This window comes from Pseudomonas sp. zfem003, assembly GCF_032621675.1.
GTDB classification, from domain to species: Bacteria; Pseudomonadota; Gammaproteobacteria; order Pseudomonadales; family Pseudomonadaceae; genus Metapseudomonas; species Metapseudomonas otitidis.
In genome coordinates this window covers 211,950-227,625 of record NZ_JAVYJG010000010.1, presented here as the reverse complement: position 1 = coordinate 227,625, position 15,676 = coordinate 211,950, and the positions used below count along the sequence as shown (strand labels likewise).

Annotated in this window: 13 protein-coding genes; 7 read left to right on the top strand and 6 right to left on the bottom strand. The window is 69.2% G+C overall.

Annotated features, from left to right (window positions below; all coding sequences use genetic code 11):
• Positions 1 to 172 precede the first annotated feature (172 nt).
• Positions 173 to 634 carry a hypothetical protein gene (locus tag RTK35_RS23980; protein WP_316909173.1) on the top strand — a complete coding sequence of 154 codons (462 nt, stop codon included), beginning with the start codon at positions 173 to 175 and terminating at the stop codon, positions 632 to 634.
• A gap of 21 nt (positions 635 to 655) precedes the next feature.
• On the opposite strand, the gene RTK35_RS23975 is transcribed toward RTK35_RS23980, so the two are convergent.
• The 4 genes from RTK35_RS23975 to RTK35_RS23960 form a co-directional block, all read right to left on the bottom strand.
• Complete coding sequence (locus RTK35_RS23975; protein ID WP_316909172.1) at positions 656 to 1,423, bottom strand: alpha/beta fold hydrolase; 768 nt, start codon at positions 1,421 to 1,423, stop codon at positions 656 to 658.
• A gap of 108 nt (positions 1,424 to 1,531) precedes the next feature.
• Complete coding sequence (locus tag RTK35_RS23970; protein WP_316909171.1) at positions 1,532 to 3,673, bottom strand: TonB-dependent copper receptor; 2,142 nt, start codon at positions 3,671 to 3,673, stop codon at positions 1,532 to 1,534.
• 103 nt (positions 3,674 to 3,776) lie between these two features.
• Positions 3,777 to 4,151: a DUF2946 family protein gene (locus RTK35_RS23965; protein ID WP_316909170.1), complete on the bottom strand. Its 375-nt coding sequence runs from the start codon at positions 4,149 to 4,151 to the stop codon at positions 3,777 to 3,779.
• Between the two features lie 92 nt (positions 4,152 to 4,243).
• On the bottom strand, positions 4,244 to 6,376 hold the full coding sequence (locus RTK35_RS23960; protein WP_316909169.1) for an acetyl-CoA hydrolase/transferase C-terminal domain-containing protein: 2,133 nt from the start codon (positions 6,374 to 6,376) through the stop codon (positions 4,244 to 4,246).
• Between the two features lie 188 nt (positions 6,377 to 6,564).
• Here RTK35_RS23960 and RTK35_RS23955 point away from each other — a divergent pair, with 188 nt between their 5' ends.
• Complete coding sequence (locus RTK35_RS23955) at positions 6,565 to 7,017, top strand: GNAT family N-acetyltransferase (protein WP_044402397.1); 453 nt, start codon at positions 6,565 to 6,567, stop codon at positions 7,015 to 7,017.
• A 9-nt stretch (positions 7,018 to 7,026) separates the two neighbouring features.
• Here the strand turns inward: RTK35_RS23955 and RTK35_RS23950 are convergent, their stop codons facing one another.
• Positions 7,027 to 8,616 carry a protein kinase gene (locus tag RTK35_RS23950; protein ID WP_316909168.1) on the bottom strand — a complete coding sequence of 530 codons (1,590 nt, stop codon included), beginning with the start codon at positions 8,614 to 8,616 and terminating at the stop codon, positions 7,027 to 7,029.
• A gap of 153 nt (positions 8,617 to 8,769) precedes the next feature.
• On the opposite strand from RTK35_RS23950, the gene RTK35_RS23945 reads away from it, so the two are divergent.
• The 4 genes from RTK35_RS23945 to RTK35_RS23930 all read left to right on the top strand — a co-directional run bounded on the left by RTK35_RS23945 (position 8,770) and on the right by RTK35_RS23930 (position 12,270).
• Positions 8,770 to 9,429, top strand: coding sequence for a DedA family protein (locus RTK35_RS23945; protein ID WP_160482176.1), 660 nt, complete (start codon positions 8,770 to 8,772; stop codon positions 9,427 to 9,429).
• Between the two features lie 10 nt (positions 9,430 to 9,439).
• On the top strand, positions 9,440 to 10,258 hold the full coding sequence (locus RTK35_RS23940) for a zinc-dependent peptidase (RefSeq protein WP_316909167.1): 819 nt from the start codon (positions 9,440 to 9,442) through the stop codon (positions 10,256 to 10,258).
• A gap of 77 nt (positions 10,259 to 10,335) precedes the next feature.
• Positions 10,336 to 10,863 (top strand): inorganic diphosphatase, encoded by a 528-nt coding sequence (ppa, locus tag RTK35_RS23935; RefSeq protein ID WP_044402408.1) that lies wholly within the window; start codon positions 10,336 to 10,338, stop codon positions 10,861 to 10,863.
• A gap of 222 nt (positions 10,864 to 11,085) precedes the next feature.
• The gene (locus RTK35_RS23930) at positions 11,086 to 12,270 is read left to right on the top strand and encodes an NAD(P)/FAD-dependent oxidoreductase (protein ID WP_069563120.1); all 1,185 of its coding nucleotides are present in this window, start codon (positions 11,086 to 11,088) and stop codon (positions 12,268 to 12,270) included.
• An 18-nt stretch (positions 12,271 to 12,288) separates the two neighbouring features.
• Here the strand turns inward: RTK35_RS23930 and cobF are convergent, their stop codons facing one another.
• Positions 12,289 to 13,053: a precorrin-6A synthase (deacetylating) gene (gene cobF, locus RTK35_RS23925; protein WP_044402414.1), complete on the bottom strand. Its 765-nt coding sequence runs from the start codon at positions 13,051 to 13,053 to the stop codon at positions 12,289 to 12,291.
• A 392-nt stretch (positions 13,054 to 13,445) separates the two neighbouring features.
• Between cobF and RTK35_RS23920 the strand changes: the two genes are divergently transcribed.
• The gene (locus tag RTK35_RS23920) at positions 13,446 to 15,647 is read left to right on the top strand and encodes an OsmC domain/YcaO domain-containing protein (RefSeq protein WP_316909166.1); all 2,202 of its coding nucleotides are present in this window, start codon (positions 13,446 to 13,448) and stop codon (positions 15,645 to 15,647) included.
• Positions 15,648 to 15,676: the final 29 nt, after the last annotated feature.

Here is a 15,676-nt window from a genome sequence, read left to right as displayed (position 1 = left end):
CGGCGTCAGTTGCTGGCCCTTGGCCAACCCGGCAAGGCCTTGCCCGGCGCCGGCAAGCCGACGCCGCCCCGATCGGCACGGGATACGCGCCAACCCTTGTCACGCCTGGCTTGCAGCCACCTGGCCCGCTTTATGCTGAACGCCGGTGTCCGCAGATTCGGGGAATCCACCCATGACCCTCATCAACAACAACTCGCCGCTGGCCGGCTACCTCGCCTCGCTGGCCGGCAACAAGGCCGGCAACAGCGGCACGTCCGGCACCACCGACAAGCCGCAGACGCCCTCCGACCCCATTGCCGACCTGCGCAAGCTCGCCGCCAACCTGGTGGCCCAGGGCCGCGGCGGCCTGATGAATGCCATGGCCGGCGACACCGGCAACGTCATCACCAACGCCAGCCAGGCCAGCCAGGCCGGGCTCAACGGCAGCGGCGGCGCCAAGCTGCAGTTGCCCGACGTTTCCAGCCTCGACCGCGACGACGCCGCCAAGCTGCTCACCCAGGTGCAGAAGCTGCTGGACAAGAACCTGGGCGGCGGCCTGTCCTTCGTCGGGGTGAACGGCAACCAGCAGACCCAGTCCCTGGAAACCTACCGCGACTGGCTGCAGGCCAAGGGCGGCATCAGCGTCTACGCCTGAGCCGCCTCCACCGGCCCCTTCTCAACGCAGGGCTTCCTGCAGTAGCGCCCAGTAGCGCGGGTGCAGGCTGATGTCGTTGTGCCCCACACCCTCCAGCGGCTCCAGCCGCGCCACACCGGGGGCGAAGTGCCGGGCGAGGCGTTCGGCGTGGGCCGGGGGAATCACCCGGTCCTGCCCTGCCACCAACAGCAGGCTCGGCGTCCGCAGGGCTCCGATCCGGTCCACCGAGCGGTAGCGATCCTTCAGCAGCCAGCCCACCGGCACCCAGGGGAAGCGCTCCGCTGCCACCGCCTCGATGCTGTCGTAGGGCGTGACCAGCACCAGCCGCCTCACCGGCCGGGCGCTGGCCACCTGCACGGCAACGCCGGAGCCGAGGCTGCGCCCCACCACATCCACTTGCGGGTGCGTGGCCTGCACCTGGTCGAACAGGGCCAGGGCGTCGCGCACGATCAGCGCTTCGGAGGGTTCGCCGGCGCTGCCGCCGTAGCCCGGGTAGTGCATCAGGTACAGCGCGCGGTCGGGGAAGGCCTGGCGCAGTTCGGGGAGGTTGAGGGAGACGTCCTCGGCATTGCCGCCGAAGTACAGCAGCGCCCGGGGCCCGTCGTGGGCCTGCACCGTGACCTGCAGCGGCCCCTCGGGGCGGGTGAGCTCGAGGGTGCTGCCCGGCGCGTCGAGGGTGCGCGGCTGGGGCACGTAGAGCAGCTGGCGCTGGAACAGGTAGAGCCCGGCGCAGAGCAGCAGGTAGAGGGCGACCAGCACGGTCGCGAGGGTGATCAGAAAGCGGGTCATGGCAGCTCCTGGCAACGCCCTGCGAGGGCACCTCCAACGATTCAGAGGTGCCCTGGAGGCGCCGCCCGATCTTTCCACAGGGCCGCCAGGCCCGCTATCGACCGGTGATCAGAAGCTGAAGTCGACCTTGGTCCACAGGGTGCGACCCGGCTCGTTGATCGCCTCGGGGTCGGCGGGGAAGCCGAACCCGGCGTCGCCGGCGCGGTTGAGGTGCTCGGAGTAGGCTTTGTCGAAGAGGTTGTCGACCCCGGCGCTGACCTTGAGGTTGGACGTCAGGCGGTAGGCGCCGTTGAGGGAGAACACGCCGAAGCCGCCGCTCTTGTCGAAGTCCTGGCCGACCACGTTGCCCTGCTTCTCCGCCACGCGGTTCTGCGCGGCCACCACGCGCCACAGGGCACCGGCACTCCAGGCGTCCTGCTCGTAGGTGAGCCCCAGGCGTGCTTCCAGCGGCGGCATCTGCGGCAGCGCGCGGCCGTCGGAGCTGTTCTTGCCCCAGGCGTAGGCCAGGGTGCCATCCACCTTCCAGTTGTCGTCCAGGCGGTAGGCCGCGCCCAGCTCGCCGCCCATGATGCGCGCGTCGATGTTATCGGCGCGGGAGGTGGCGCCCATCATCCCCGGGGTGTAGGTGAACAGGATGTAGTCGCGCACTTGGCCGATGTAGCCGGAGGCCCAGGCTTCCAGGTCGCCGTCGTTGTACTGCACGCCAAAGTCGAGCTGGGTGGTCTTCTCCGGCTTCACGCCGTCGAAGGCGTTGACCGAGCCGGCCGGGCCGCTGCCGGGGGAGTACAGCTCCCAGTAGTCGGGGAAGCGCTGCACGTGGCCGAGGCCGGCGTAGAGGGTGGCCGGGGCATCCGCCAGGTCGTACTCGTAACGCATGAAGCCGCTGGGCAGGGTGTCGGAGCGGGTCTTGCCGTAGGTGGGGTTGGCCATGTTCATGCGGCCCACGGTGGCGCGGTCGTCGAGGGCCTGGGCGTGGTCCAGGCGGGCGCCGGTGATCACCCGGTTGCGGTCGGCGGCGTACCAGGTCAGCTCGCCGAAGGCGCCGTAGTTGTGCATCAGCGCATCACGCACACGGGGGAACTGGTCGGCGTCGGTGAACTGGCCGCTCATCATCGAATAGCGCGAGGCGCGCTTGCGGTGCTCGCTGCGCATGGCGTCGAGGCCGGCCACCAGTTCCACCTCGCTCCACTTGAAAGTGGCGGCGACACGCCCGCCGAGGGTGCGGCGGTCCACCTGGGAGGCCATCGGCATGGGCATGGAGCTGGAGGGGTTGGGGCTGCGCAGGCGGAAGTTGTCCATCACGTGGTCGGCGTAGTTGTAGTAGACCTGCGCCTCCAGCTTGTCGAGCACACCGCCCAGGTTGCTGCGCTCGAAGCGCAGGCCGAGGCTTTCCCGCAGGAACTGGCTGCCGTCCATGCCGCGCCCGGCGTAGCGGGCCTCGCCGTTGCCACGGCCGGCGGTCAGCTCCACCAGGGTGTCTTCGTCGGGGGTCCAGCCCAGGGCCACGTCGCCGTTCCACTTGCGCCAGCGCGAGGGCACGGTGTCGCCGTTGCCGTCCTCGTAGTCGTCGGACTGGGACTGGTTGCCGGTGAAGCGCAGGTAGCCCAGCTCGCTGCCCACGGCACCGTCCAGCACCTTGTCGAAGCGCCCGTTGGAGGCGGCCAGCACGCTGGCGTGGACGCGGCTGCCCAGCTCGCCGAAGCGCTCCGGCTCACGGTCGAAGAGCACGGTGCCGGCGGAGGCGCCGGGGCCCCAGAGCACGGTCTGCGGGCCCTTGATGACGGTGAGGCGGTCGAAGGTTTCCGGCGAGATGTAGGAGCTGGGGGCGTCCATGCGGCCCGGGCAGGCGCCGAGCATCTGGCCGCCGTTGGTGAGCAGGTTGAGGCGCGAGCCGAACATGCCGCGCAGCACCGGGTCGCCGTTGGTGCCGCCGTTGCGCACGGCGGCGAAGCCGGGAATGGTCTTCAGGTAGTCCGCGCCGTCGCTGGCGGGAATGGGCTGGCGGGCGTCCTTCGGGTCGGCCACCACGGTCAGCGGCGAGCTCTGCTGCACGGCGGTGACGACCGTGGGCTGCAGCTCCTGGGTGTCGCTGTCCTTGGCGGCGGGCGCGGTGTGGACGTGCTCGGCCGCCTGCAGGCCGCTGCACAGGGCCAGGCCGGCTGCGAAGGCGAAGGCCTGGCGCCAGCGCAGCTGGCTGCGGTCGAGGGTGAAGGGGGTGCGGCGGTCGGTGGAACGGGCAGAAAGGGACATCGTGATTTTCCGGATCAGGTGGATCAGGCCGCGCCGGACGGATGCACGGGCGGCAGGACGCGACGGCCACGCGCAGGCGGGCCGCAGGGGACGAGCCGGAAACTCAGGGGGAGGCGCGGGGGTTGGCCGAGGGCCAGCGTTCTCGCGGCGGGGCCGTACAGCGGCGCTCGCGAACCGGGCGCGGGACTGCGCGCTGGCGCTGCAGCCAGTACAGGCCGAGGAAGAAGATGACACCAAGGGTGATGGCCGAGCCCATCGGGCAGTTGAAGCCGGCACCGGCGAGCCGCGACAGCTCGCCCGGCAGGTCGCCGAAGCCTGGCCCCGATTCGCCGTCGGCGGAGCAGAAGGCACCGCCGAGGCCGCTCAGCTCCAGCCCCATCGCCTGCCCGTGGTGAACGCCACAGGCGAGCACGTTGAGCAGGACGCAGGCGTAGAGCATCCAGGCGATCAACGAGCGGGTGGGTGGGGTCGGTTTCATGGGCGGCGACTCTAGCACCGAAGTTCCGGATGACGGAACGCGGGCCTTGTGGCGCATTGCCGCAGTGCCCTGCCAGAACCTTTCCCGCCGATTCAGCCGGGCGCAGTGGCCTTCAGACCGGCCAGCAACAGGCGCTGCAAGGCCTGCTCGCGCAGCCCTTCGGGGTTCTCCAGGCCCATGCGCCGGAGGTGTTCGGCGCAGGCCTCGGCCGAGGCGACCTCGAACAGCGCACTCATGCCCAGGTCGAGGGCGTCCTCCAGGCGCAGCCGGGCGCCGAGCCAGCGCAGGGCCCGCAGCAGGTCCTGCTCCACGGGGGTGAAATCGCAGCCCAGCGGGTACTCCGCGAACAGCCGCGGGTGATCGGCCTGCACCCTGTGCAGGCGCCAGGGCGTGTTGCCGCGACAGGCCGGGTCGAGCACGAAATCCGACGGCAACTTGCCGGCCGCCTTGGCCTGGGCCATCAGCTCGTCCTGGAAACGTGCGTCGCTGATGCGCAGCAGGGCTTCCACCACCTCGGCATCGTTGCGCCCGCGCAGGTCGGCGATGCCGTATTCGGTGACGACGATGTCCCGCAGGTGGCGCGGGATGGTGGTGTGGCCGTAGTCCCAGAGGATGTTGGAATGGGCCTCGCCGCCGGACTCGCGCCAGCTGCGCAGCATCAGGATGGAGCGGGCGCCGTCCAGCTCATGGGCCTGGGCGACGAAGTCGTACTGCCCGCCGACGCCGCTGAGCACGCGGCCGTCCTCCAGTTGGTCGGCGGCGCTGGCCCCCAGCAGCGTCACGCAGAAGCAGCTGTTGATGAAGCGCGCGTCACGCCGTTGCTGGCGCTTGAGGGCTTCGTCGCCGAGCAGGCGGTTGACGTAGCCGATGCCGGTCATGGCGATGCACGCCCGACCGGCGTCGTCCAGTGCGGCCAGACGCCGGTAGAAGTCGCGGGGCCCGAGGAAGAAGCCGCCGTGGATGCACACGCCACCACGGGCGCTTCCCAGGTGCTCCACCAGGGCGGCGCGGGTCGCCGGCGCCTCGAGGTCCGCCGGCAACCGGCGGCCGTCGGGCAGTTGCAGGTGCTCGCCGTCGAGGGCCAGGCGGCTGTCGAGCAGGCCGTGGCCCCGGGCCCAGCCCAGGGTGTCGGCGTCCAGGCGCGGCGGCAGGGCGACCAGCAGCGCCTCGGTGTCGGCCACGCGCCCTTCGGCGTCCAGCACGCCGGCATCCGCCAGGCGCTGCAGGCGCAGGTCCGGGTAGGCGCGGCGCGCGAGGATGCCGGCTTCCAGCAGGTCCAGCAGCCCGGGCAGGACCATTTCACTGTTGGCATAGAGGCCCTGGTGGAACGGCGCCAGGCCGCCCTCGCGGTCGATCAGCCCGTCCCAGCGTCCCGGCACGTCCAGGGCGTCGAGCACCGCCCGGTAGGCGGCGTTGTCCCGGTGCCGGGCCAGCAGCGCGGCGGTGAGGGCGTCGGCCATGGCGCCGATGCCCACCTGCAGGGTGCCGCCGTCACGCACCAGGGTGCTGGCGTGCAGGCCGATGGCGTGGTCCTGGGCGCTGACGGGCATGTTCGGGGTGGAGAACAGCGGCGTGCGCTCGGTCTCGTCCAGCACCAGGTCGAAGGTCGCCGCCGGCACCTCGGCATCCCCCGGCATGTAGGGCAGCGCCTCGTGCACCTGGGCCACGCAGAGCACGGTCTCGCCGCGCTGGCGACGGGCGTCGAGGTCGGGCAGCAGGTCGAGGGTGATGTCCGGGTTGCAGCTGAGGCTGAACGTCCCCGGCCGCGCGGGATCGCGGGCCACCAGCTGGGCCAGCAGGTTGAGCCGCTTGCGCGCCAGGTCCCGGGCGACATGGCTGTAGTTGAGGCTGACGTAGTGCTGCTGGGCGCGGGGGTTGTCCAGCTGGCTGGCGGGCTGCAGGTAGAACTCCTCGATGCGGATGTGCGCCGGCAAGGTGCCCTGTTCGAGGTCGGCCAGGTAGTCCAGCTCGGGGCAATCCCCCAGCACCCGCTCGAAGAACGGCTCGGCGAAGCGCCGCTCCAGCTCCCCGGACGGCCGGGGCCGGGCCAGGGACAGCGCGGTGTAGAGCGTCAGCGAACGCTCGGGCATGGCCTTGATGCGCTGGTACAGGGCGTTGACGAAGCGCACCGGCTTGCCCAGCCCGAGGGGAATGCCCAGGCGGATGGGCCCGTCGATGCGCGCCAGCACCTCATCCACCACCTGTTCCAGGGATCGCTCTGCCACGGGGAACTCCTTGCATCGGCTCGTCCCGGGGTTGGACCGGCAGCGGGTGCGTTTCGATCCCCCCACGTGGCGCAGCCGGCCGCTTTGCCGCGATTGCGCGGCGGACAAACTTTGAGGCAGCATCGGGACGGTGCTGGCATGGCACCTGCATTCCGTTCCCGTATCCCTACCGACGCCGAGGTCTTCCCATGCGCATCGTCCAAGCCACCCTGGAGCATCTGGACCTGCTGAGCCCGATGTTCGTGAAGTACCGCGAGTTCTACGGCGAGCTGCCCTTCCCGGACTCCTCGCGCAAGTTCCTGGAGACCCGCCTCAAGCGCAAGGAATCGGTCATCTACCTGGCCCTGGCCGATGACGAGGACAAGCTGCTGGGCTTCTGCCAGCTCTACCCGAGCTTCTCCTCGCTGTCGCTCAAGCGCGTGTGGATCCTCAACGACATCTATGTCGCCGAGGACGCCCGTCGCCAGCTGGTGGCCGACCGCCTGCTGCAGACCGCGAAGAAGATGGCCAAGGAAACCAACGCCGTGCGCCTGCGGGTGTCCACCAGCGTCGGCAACGAAGTGGCGCAGAAGGTCTACGAGTCCATCGGCTTCCGCGAGGACAGCCAGTTCAAGAACTACATCCTGCCCATCGGTGACTGAGCCCGTTCCTCACAGGCCCAGCCCCCACCACAACCCGATCACCACCGGCACCGCCAGCAACCCCGCCAGCGCCAGGCGCACCTTGCGCCCGTCGCGCGGCGTGGGGGCCTGGCGCGCGGCCTGCAGGGCCCGTTCCAGGGCCAGCTGGAACTCCGAAAGCGCCTCGAAGCGCGCCCGCGCCTGGGGTGCCAGGGCCCGCGCCAGCACACCGTCCCAGCCCTCCGGCAGCCCGCTGCGAAAGCTCGCCAACGGCACATAGCGGCTGGCCTGCCCACCCTCGGGGCGCGCCACTTCGGGCCATTGCCCGCTGAGCATCCAGTAGCACAGCGCGGCCAGGGCGAACTGGTCGGCCGAGCCGTCCGCCGCCCGCCCATGGCGCAGTTCCGGGGCCAGGGGCACGGCCTGGGCCGGTGCCGATTGGCGCTGCACGCCGGGGAGGATCGCGGCGAACTCCGGCAACAGCAGCACCCGGCCGTCGTCCCCCACCAGGATCTGCCGGGGGTTCAGCCACAGGCCCTGCATGCCGCGCCGCTGCAAGGCCCGCACCGCTTCGATCAGCTGGCACAGCAGGGCGACCAGGGTCGCAGGCGGCAACGGCCCCTGGCTGCCGATCCAGTCCGCCAGGCTGCGCACGCCGGAAGGGGGTGGCTCGAACAGGAGAAAGGCATGCCGGCGCGGCCGGTGGGGCGACAGCACCTGGGGCAGGCTGGCCACCGGGCTGCGCCGCAGCACCCACTCGCGCTGCCAGAAGGCTTCGTCGGCCGGGCCTTCGGCCAGCCACAGCAGGGCCTCGCGCCCGATGTCGTCCCGGGCGCGGAACAGCCGGCCGGGCGGCCCGTAGGCGCAGGCGGCCTGGAGCGTCCAGCCGTCCACCTGCAGGCCGGGCGCGGCATCCAGCACCGCCGGCCAACTGTTGCCCGGAGTGGGCGCCGGCAACTGGTCGGCGGCACCGGGCAGCAGCACGGCCGCCGCACCGGGGGCCGCCAGCAGCGGTTCGAGCACCTCCCCCAGGCGCCCGGGGGCGAGTTCGGCGCAATCGGCCTGGAAGCGCTGCAGGTCGGCCACCTGCAGCAAGGGCTGTGGTGCCAACAACAACGGCTCGCCCATGCGCAGCGGCAGGCTGTGCTGCACCACCGCCAGCTCGGGCTGGGCACCCAGTCCGCCCTCGTGGCCGGGCAGTTGCTCCAGCACGCCGCGATGGACCCGCGCCAGGCCCACGGCACCGGCCTGGAGGAAATGCAGCTGGCCGTCCTGCGCCAGCACCAGGCCGGCGCTCAGCTCGGGCAGGCGTGCGCCGGCCTGGCCGTGCTTGTAGAGCCGCAGGTTGAGCGCCGCCAGCACCTGGCGGGCGGCCTGCACCTCGCTCCAGCCCTCCGGGGTGCAGGCGTAGTCGGCGAACAGGGCGTCCAGGTGGTGGTCCAGCACCTGCACCACATCGGGGCACTGGCGGGCCCAGAGCAGCACCAGCATCAGCGACGGCGGCCGCCCCCGATGCCCGGCCACCCAGGCCGCCCGGGCGCGGGCGGCCTGCTGGGGCAGGTCCGGCCCGTGGCCCTGGGCCAGGCTCAGGGCAGGGTGTTCCAGCAGCTGCAGCGCCATGGGCGGGCCTCCATTGGTGGAAAACAATGGAAACAGTTGCAGCCTTCATGCCGGAAAACCCACGACGGAAGCTCGCCGCTTCTCCGTACCTTGCCCCTATAATGCCGCTCGCCCGGCCACCGGCCGCCTCCGTTTTCCCGTTCAAGGCGCCCCATGGAATTCAACCCGATCGACCTGGTCCTGCACCTGGACCAGTACCTGAACCTGCTGGTCACCAACTACGGCACCTGGATCTACGCCATCCTCTTCCTGGTCATCTTCTGCGAGACGGGCCTGGTGGTGACGCCCTTCCTGCCGGGCGACTCCCTGCTGTTCATCGCCGGCGCGGTGTGCGCCAACGGCGCCATGGACCCGGTCCTGCTGGCGCTGCTGCTGATGAGCGCCGCCATCCTCGGCGACAGCACCAACTACCTGATCGGCCGCACCACGGGCGAGCGCCTGTTCAGCCGGCCGAACTCGAAGATCTTCCGCCGCGACTACCTGGAGCGCACCCACGAGTTCTACGACCGCCACGGCGGCAAGACCGTGACCCTGGCGCGCTTCCTGCCCATCGTGCGCACCTTCGCGCCCTTCGTCGCCGGCGTCGGGCGCATGCCCTACGGCCGCTTCGTGGCCTTCAGCGTCGCCGGCAGCATCCTCTGGGTCGGCGGCCTGGTGACCCTGGGCTACTTCTTCGGCAACGTGCCCTTCATCAAGCAGAACCTCTCGCTGCTGGTGATCGGCATCATCCTGCTGTCGCTGCTGCCGATGATCATCGGCTTCCTGCACCGTCGCCTGCGCCCGGCCGAAGCCAGCGACGCCCCGCACAACTGACCGCCACCCCATGGGCTTCTTCCGCGACTGGCGGCGCCGCCGCATCCTGGCCCGCCACCCGGTGGACGACACCCTCTGGGCCGAGGTGCGCCAGGCGCTGCCGATCCTCGATGGCCTGGACGCGGAGGAAGACGCCCGGCTGCGGGAACGCAGCGTGCTGTTCCTCGCCGAGAAGCACCTGAGCCTGCTGGGCGACCTGCAGCTCGACGCCCGCGAACGCCTGCTGCTGGCGGCCCAGGCCCAGCTGCCGCTGCTGCACCTGGAGGAGCTGGGCTGGTACCAGGGCTTCCACGAGCTGGTGATCTACCCCGACGACTTCGTCAGCCCCCAGCGCCACCGCGACAGCGCCGGCGTGGTCCACGAATGGGACGACGAGCGCAGTGGCGAAGCCTGGCACCAGGGGCCGGTGGTCCTGGCCTGGCCGGGCATCCAGGCCAGCGGCGGCTGGGAAGGCTACAACCTGGTGATCCACGAACTGGCCCACAAGCTGGACATGCTCAACGGCGACGCCAACGGCCTGCCGCCACTGCACCGCGACATGCGCCAGTCGGACTGGGCCGAAGCAATGCAGAGCGTCTACGACGAACTCAACGCCCGCCTGGACGAAGACGAGAACGCCGAGCTGCCCATCGATCCCTACGCCGCCGAAGACCCGGCGGAGTTCTTCGCCGTCACCAGCGAATACTTCTTCACCGCCCCCGACCTGCTTCAGGCCGCCTACCCCGGGGTCTACGCGCAATTGCGGCTGTTCTACCGGCAGGACCCGGGCGCCCGACTGGCCCGCCTCCAGGCCGAGGATCCGGCCTACCGGGACACGACCAACGGATGAGCACGGCGGCGTAGCAACGCCCCCTGAATGTGCATATAATCCGCCCACTTTTTTTGGCCCATTCCAGGGAGTCGACCATGAGCTACAGCAAGATCCCGGCTGGCAAAGACCTGCCGAACGACATCTACGTCGCGATCGAAATCCCGGCCAACCATGCGCCGATCAAATACGAAATCGACAAGGACAGCGATTGCCTGTTCGTCGACCGCTTCATGGCCACCCCGATGTTCTACCCGGCCAACTACGGCTACATCCCCAACACCCTGGCTGACGACGGCGACCCGCTGGACGTGCTGGTCGTGACCCCCTACCCGGTCGCACCGGGCTCGGTCATCCGCGCCCGTCCGGTCGGCGTCCTGCACATGACCGACGAAGCCGGCGGCGACGCCAAGCTGCTCGCCGTTCCCCACGACAAGCTGTCCCAGCTGTACGTGGACGTGAAGGAATACACCGACCTGCCGGCCCTGCTGCTGGAGCAGATCAAGCACTTCTTCGAGAACTACAAGGACCTCGAAAAAGGCAAGTGGGTGAAGGTTGAAGGCTGGGGCAACGCCGACGCCGCCCGCGCAGAAATCACTAAAGCGGTTGCGGCTTACCAGAAGTAAGCCCCGACCTCTCAAGGAAAGCCGGCCACAAGCCGGCTTTTTTATTGCCCGCATTCCGGGACTGCGCTGCCCGGCCCATCAGCGCGACGGGTTCACTCGGCAGCCTTAGGGAGCACCGACGACCCAAACGCCCATCGGACGGCCCGGACGCGGCGCCCCACATGGATCGGGTAAGATGCGCCGCTTTCCGCCGCCAGACGCCACGCTCACGAGGTCCTCACCGTGCTATCCCCCCAGGTCATCATCATTGGCGCCGGTGCCGCCGGGCTGATGTGCGCCATGAGCGCCGCCGCGCGCGGACGCCGCGTACTGCTGCTGGACCACGCCAACAAGGCCGGGAAGAAGATCCTCATGTCCGGGGGCGGCCGCTGCAATTTCACCAACCTGTATTGCGAGCCGGCGAACTTCCTCTCCCACAACCCGCACTTCTGCAAGTCCGCCCTGGCACGCTTCACCCAATGGGACTTCATCGCCCTGGTGGCCAAGCACGGCGTGCCCTACCACGAGAAAAAGCTCGGCCAGCTGTTCTGCGACCACAAGTCCAGCGACATCCTCGGACTGCTGCTGGAGGAGTGCGAGCAAGCGGGCGTGGACCTGCGCCTGAACACCTCGGTCAGCGAGATCAGCCGCCACGAAGGGGGCTATCGCCTGGAGACCAGCCAGGGCCCCGCCCAGTGCGAATCCCTGGTCATCGCCACCGGCGGGCTGTCCATCCCCACCCTGGGCGCCACCGGCTTCGGTTACCAGGTGGCACGCCAGTTCGGCCATACGGTGCTGCCCACCCGCGCCGGGCTGGTGCCGTTCACCGTCACCGATCCGCAGTTGAAGGCCCTGTGCGAAGCCCTGTCCGGCACCTCGGTGGAAGACTGCCGGGTCAGCTGCAACGGGCAGAGCTTCGTCGAGAACATCCTCTTCACCCACCGCGGGCTAAGCGGGCCGGCGATCCTGCAGATCTCCTCCTACTGGCAGCCCGGCGATGTCGTCAGCATCGACCTGCTGCCCGCCCTCGACCTGCCAACCTGGCTGGCCGAGCAGCAGCGCGAGCGGCCCAACAGCGAGTTGAAGACGCTGCTGGCCGAGCTGTTCACCAAGAAGATGGCCGGGCTGCTGGCCGAGCAGTGGTTCACTTCCAAACCGATGAAGCAGTACAGCCCCGGCGAGCTGAAGGCCATCGCCGAGCGCCTGGGCAACTGGCAACTGGTGCCGGCGGGCACCGAGGGCTACCGCACGGCGGAGGTCACCCTGGGCGGGGTGGACACCCGCGAGGTGTCATCCAAGACCCTGGAATCGCTGAAGTCCCCCGGGCTCTACTTCGTCGGCGAGGTGCTGGACGTCAGCGGCCACCTGGGCGGCTTCAACTTCCAGTGGGCCTGGGCCTCCGGCTACGCCGCCGCGCAGTACGTGTAGGGCTGCGCGAGCGGGGCGTCACGCATCGCCTTCGCCCCCGCGCCGCAGCAGGTAGGTGTCCATGATCCAGCCGTTGGCCTCACGCGCCGCCTGGCGCACCCGGGCGATGTCCTCGGCCACGTCCTTGAGCTTGCCGGCCACCAGTATCTCGTCCGGCGTGCCGACGTAGGCCCCCCAGTAGATGTCGAGGTCCGGCGCGTTCAGGCGTCGGTAGGTGTCCTCGGCGTCGAGCATCACCACCACGCTATCGGCATGCGCCGGGAAGCCCTCGGCCAGGCGCCGCCCGGTGGTGATTTCGATGGTCCCGCCGATGCGGTTCAGCGGCACCTTGTGGCGCGCGGCCAGCGCCTGGACGCTGCTGATGCCGGGGATGACCTCGTATTCGAAGGCATGCCGGCCGTCCCGCAGGATGGCCTCGAGGATGCGGATGGTGCTGTCGTACAGGGCCGGATCGCCCCAGACCAGGAAGGCCCCGCATTCGTCCTCGCCGAGGTCGCCGATCAGGCGCTCGAACACCTGCTGCTTGGCCAGGTTCAGGTCCTTGACCGCCACGCCGTAGTCACCGCCGCGTTCGCGCTCCGGGCTGCCCGCCTCAACGAAGCGGTAGTCGCGGTCCTTGATGTAGCGTTCGCAGATTTCCCGGCGCAGGTGGATGAGCTTTTCCTTGCTGATGCCCTTGTCCAGGATGAAGAAGACGTCAGCCTGGTTGAGCGCGTTGATGGCCTGGATGGTGATGTATTCGGGGTTGCCGGCACCGATGCCGATGATCAACAGCTTCTTCATGGAGAGACCCTCACGCGTTCGCAGGGCCGACATGTTGATAGCAAAGCCCCGACGAGTGAAGGATTTTCACCGCCCCAATTCATTGCCGCAGCTTCGCCGCCAGGCGCCCCTTGCCAGCCGCCGGCCGTCGCCGCAGCGGCCTGCCGCGTGCCAACCGGGCAGCCACGCCTGGGCACTGGCGGCCAATTCCCCTATCCTTCCCGCCGGCGAACCCACTGCGGCATCGGCTACCGGTCAGCGGACCGGTCCCTGGCGCGCCCGCCCTCCTCGCTCCCGTCACGTCCCCCGAGTGTCTGCCTGCACGCCCTGGCCAGGGCCATGCGGATGATCGACGGGCGCCCCCGGAGTCGCCTCCTTCACCGTTCCACCCTTTCTTACGCTGGTGCCCCTGCATGGAAATCAAGGTCAATTTTCTCGACAACCTCCGCCTCGAAGCCAAGTTCGACGACTTCACGGTGATCGCCGACCAGCCGATCCGCTACAAGGGCGACGGCTCGGCGCCGGGGCCGTTCGACTACTTCCTGGCCTCCTCGGCCCTGTGCGCGGCGTACTTCGTCAAGCTGTACTGCCAGACCCGCGACATCCCCACCGACAACATCCGCCTGTCGCAGAACAACATCGTCGACCCGGAGAACCGCTACGCGCAGATCTTCAAGATCCAGGTGGAGCTGCCGGCCGACATCTCCGAGAAGGACCGCCTGGGCATCCTCCGCTCCATCGACCGCTGCACGGTGAAGAAGGTGGTGCAGCAGGGCCCCGAGTTCATCATTGAAGAGGTGGAGAACCTCGACGCCGACGCCCAGGCGCTGCTGATCCCAACTGGTAACGGCCAGCGCACCTGCATCCCCGGCAAGGACCTGCCGCTGGAAGAGACCATCGCCAACCTCTCCGGCCTGCTCGCCGGGCTGGGCATGAAGATCGAGATCGCCTCCTGGCGCAACATCGTGCCCAACGTCTGGTCGCTGCACATCCGCGACGCCAGCTCGCCGATGTGCTTCACCAACGGCAAGGGCTCGACCAAGGAAAGCGCCCTGGCCTCGGCCCTGGGCGAGTTCATCGAGCGGCTGAACTGCAACTTCTTCTACAACGACCAGTTCTGGGGCGAGGACATCGCCAACGCCGACTTCGTCCACTACCCGAACGAGCGCTGGTTCAAGCCCGGCCCGAAGGACGCCCTGCCGGCCGAGATCCTCGACGAGCACTGCCTGGCGATCTACAACCCGGACGGCGAGCTGCGCGGCTCGCACCTGTACGACACCAACTCCGGCAACACCGCGCGCGGCATCTGCTCCCTGCCCTTCGTGCGCCAGTCCGACGGCGAGACGGTGTACTTCCCGTCCAACCTGATCGAGAACCTCTACCTCAGCAACGGCATGAGCGCCGGCAACACCCTGGCCGAAGCCCAGGTGCAGTGCCTGTCGGAGATCTTCGAGCGGGCGGTCAAGCGCGAGATCCTCGAAGGCGAGCTGGCCCTGCCGGACGTGCCCCAAGCCGTGCTGGCCAAGTACCCCGGCATCCTCGCCGGCATCCAGGGCTTGGAGGAGCAGGGCTTCCCCGTGCTGGTGAAGGACGCCTCCCTGGGCGGTGAATTCCCGGTGATGTGCGTGACCCTGATGAACCCGCGCACCGGCGGCGTATTCGCCTCCTTCGGCGCCCACCCGCGCTTCGAAGTGGCGCTGGAGCGCAGCCTCACCGAGCTGCTCCAGGGGCGCAGCTTCGAGGGCCTCAACGACCTGCCGCAGCCGACCTTCGAAAGCCACGCGCTGACCGAGCCGAACAACTTCGTCGAGCACTTCATCGACTCCAGCGGCGTGGTGTCCTGGCGCTTCTTCAGCGCCAAGGCCGACTTCGAATTCGTCGAGTGGGACTTCTCCAGCCAGGGCGAGGACAGCAACGCCGAAGAGGCCGCCACCCTGTTCGGCATCCTCGAAGACATGGGCAAGGAGGTGTACATGGCGGTATACGACGACCTCGGCGCCAACGCCTGCCGCATCCTCGTGCCCGGCTACTCGGAGATCTACCCGGTGGAGGACCTGGTCTGGGACAACACCAACAAGGCCCTGCTGTTCCGCGCCGACATCCTCAACCTGCACCGCCTGGGCGACCGCGAGCTGAAATCGCTGCTGCGCAACCTGGAGAACACCGAGGTCGACGACTACACCGACATCACCACGCTGATCGGCATCGAGTTCGACGACAACACCGTGTGGGGCCAGCTGACCGTGCTGGAGCTGAAGCTGCTGATCCACCTCGCCCTGAAGCGCTTCGACGAGGCCAAGGAGCTGGTGGAAGCCTTCCTCCAGTACAACGACAACACCGTCGACCGCGGCCTGTTCTACCAGGCCCTGAACGCGGCGCTGGAAGTGACCCTGGACGACGACCTGGACATGGCCGACTACGAGGCCAACTTCCGCCGCATGTTCGGCAACGAGCGCATGGATGCGGTGCTGGGCTCCCTGGACGGCAGCGTGCGCTTCCACGGCCTGACGCCCACCAGCCTGAAACTGGAAGGGCTGGACCGCCACCAGCGCCTGATCGACAGCTACAAGAAGCTGCACGCCGCCCGGGCCCGCGCAGCCGCTGCGCGGGGCTGAGCCCCTGACGGGCGCCTCTTCCCCGGAGG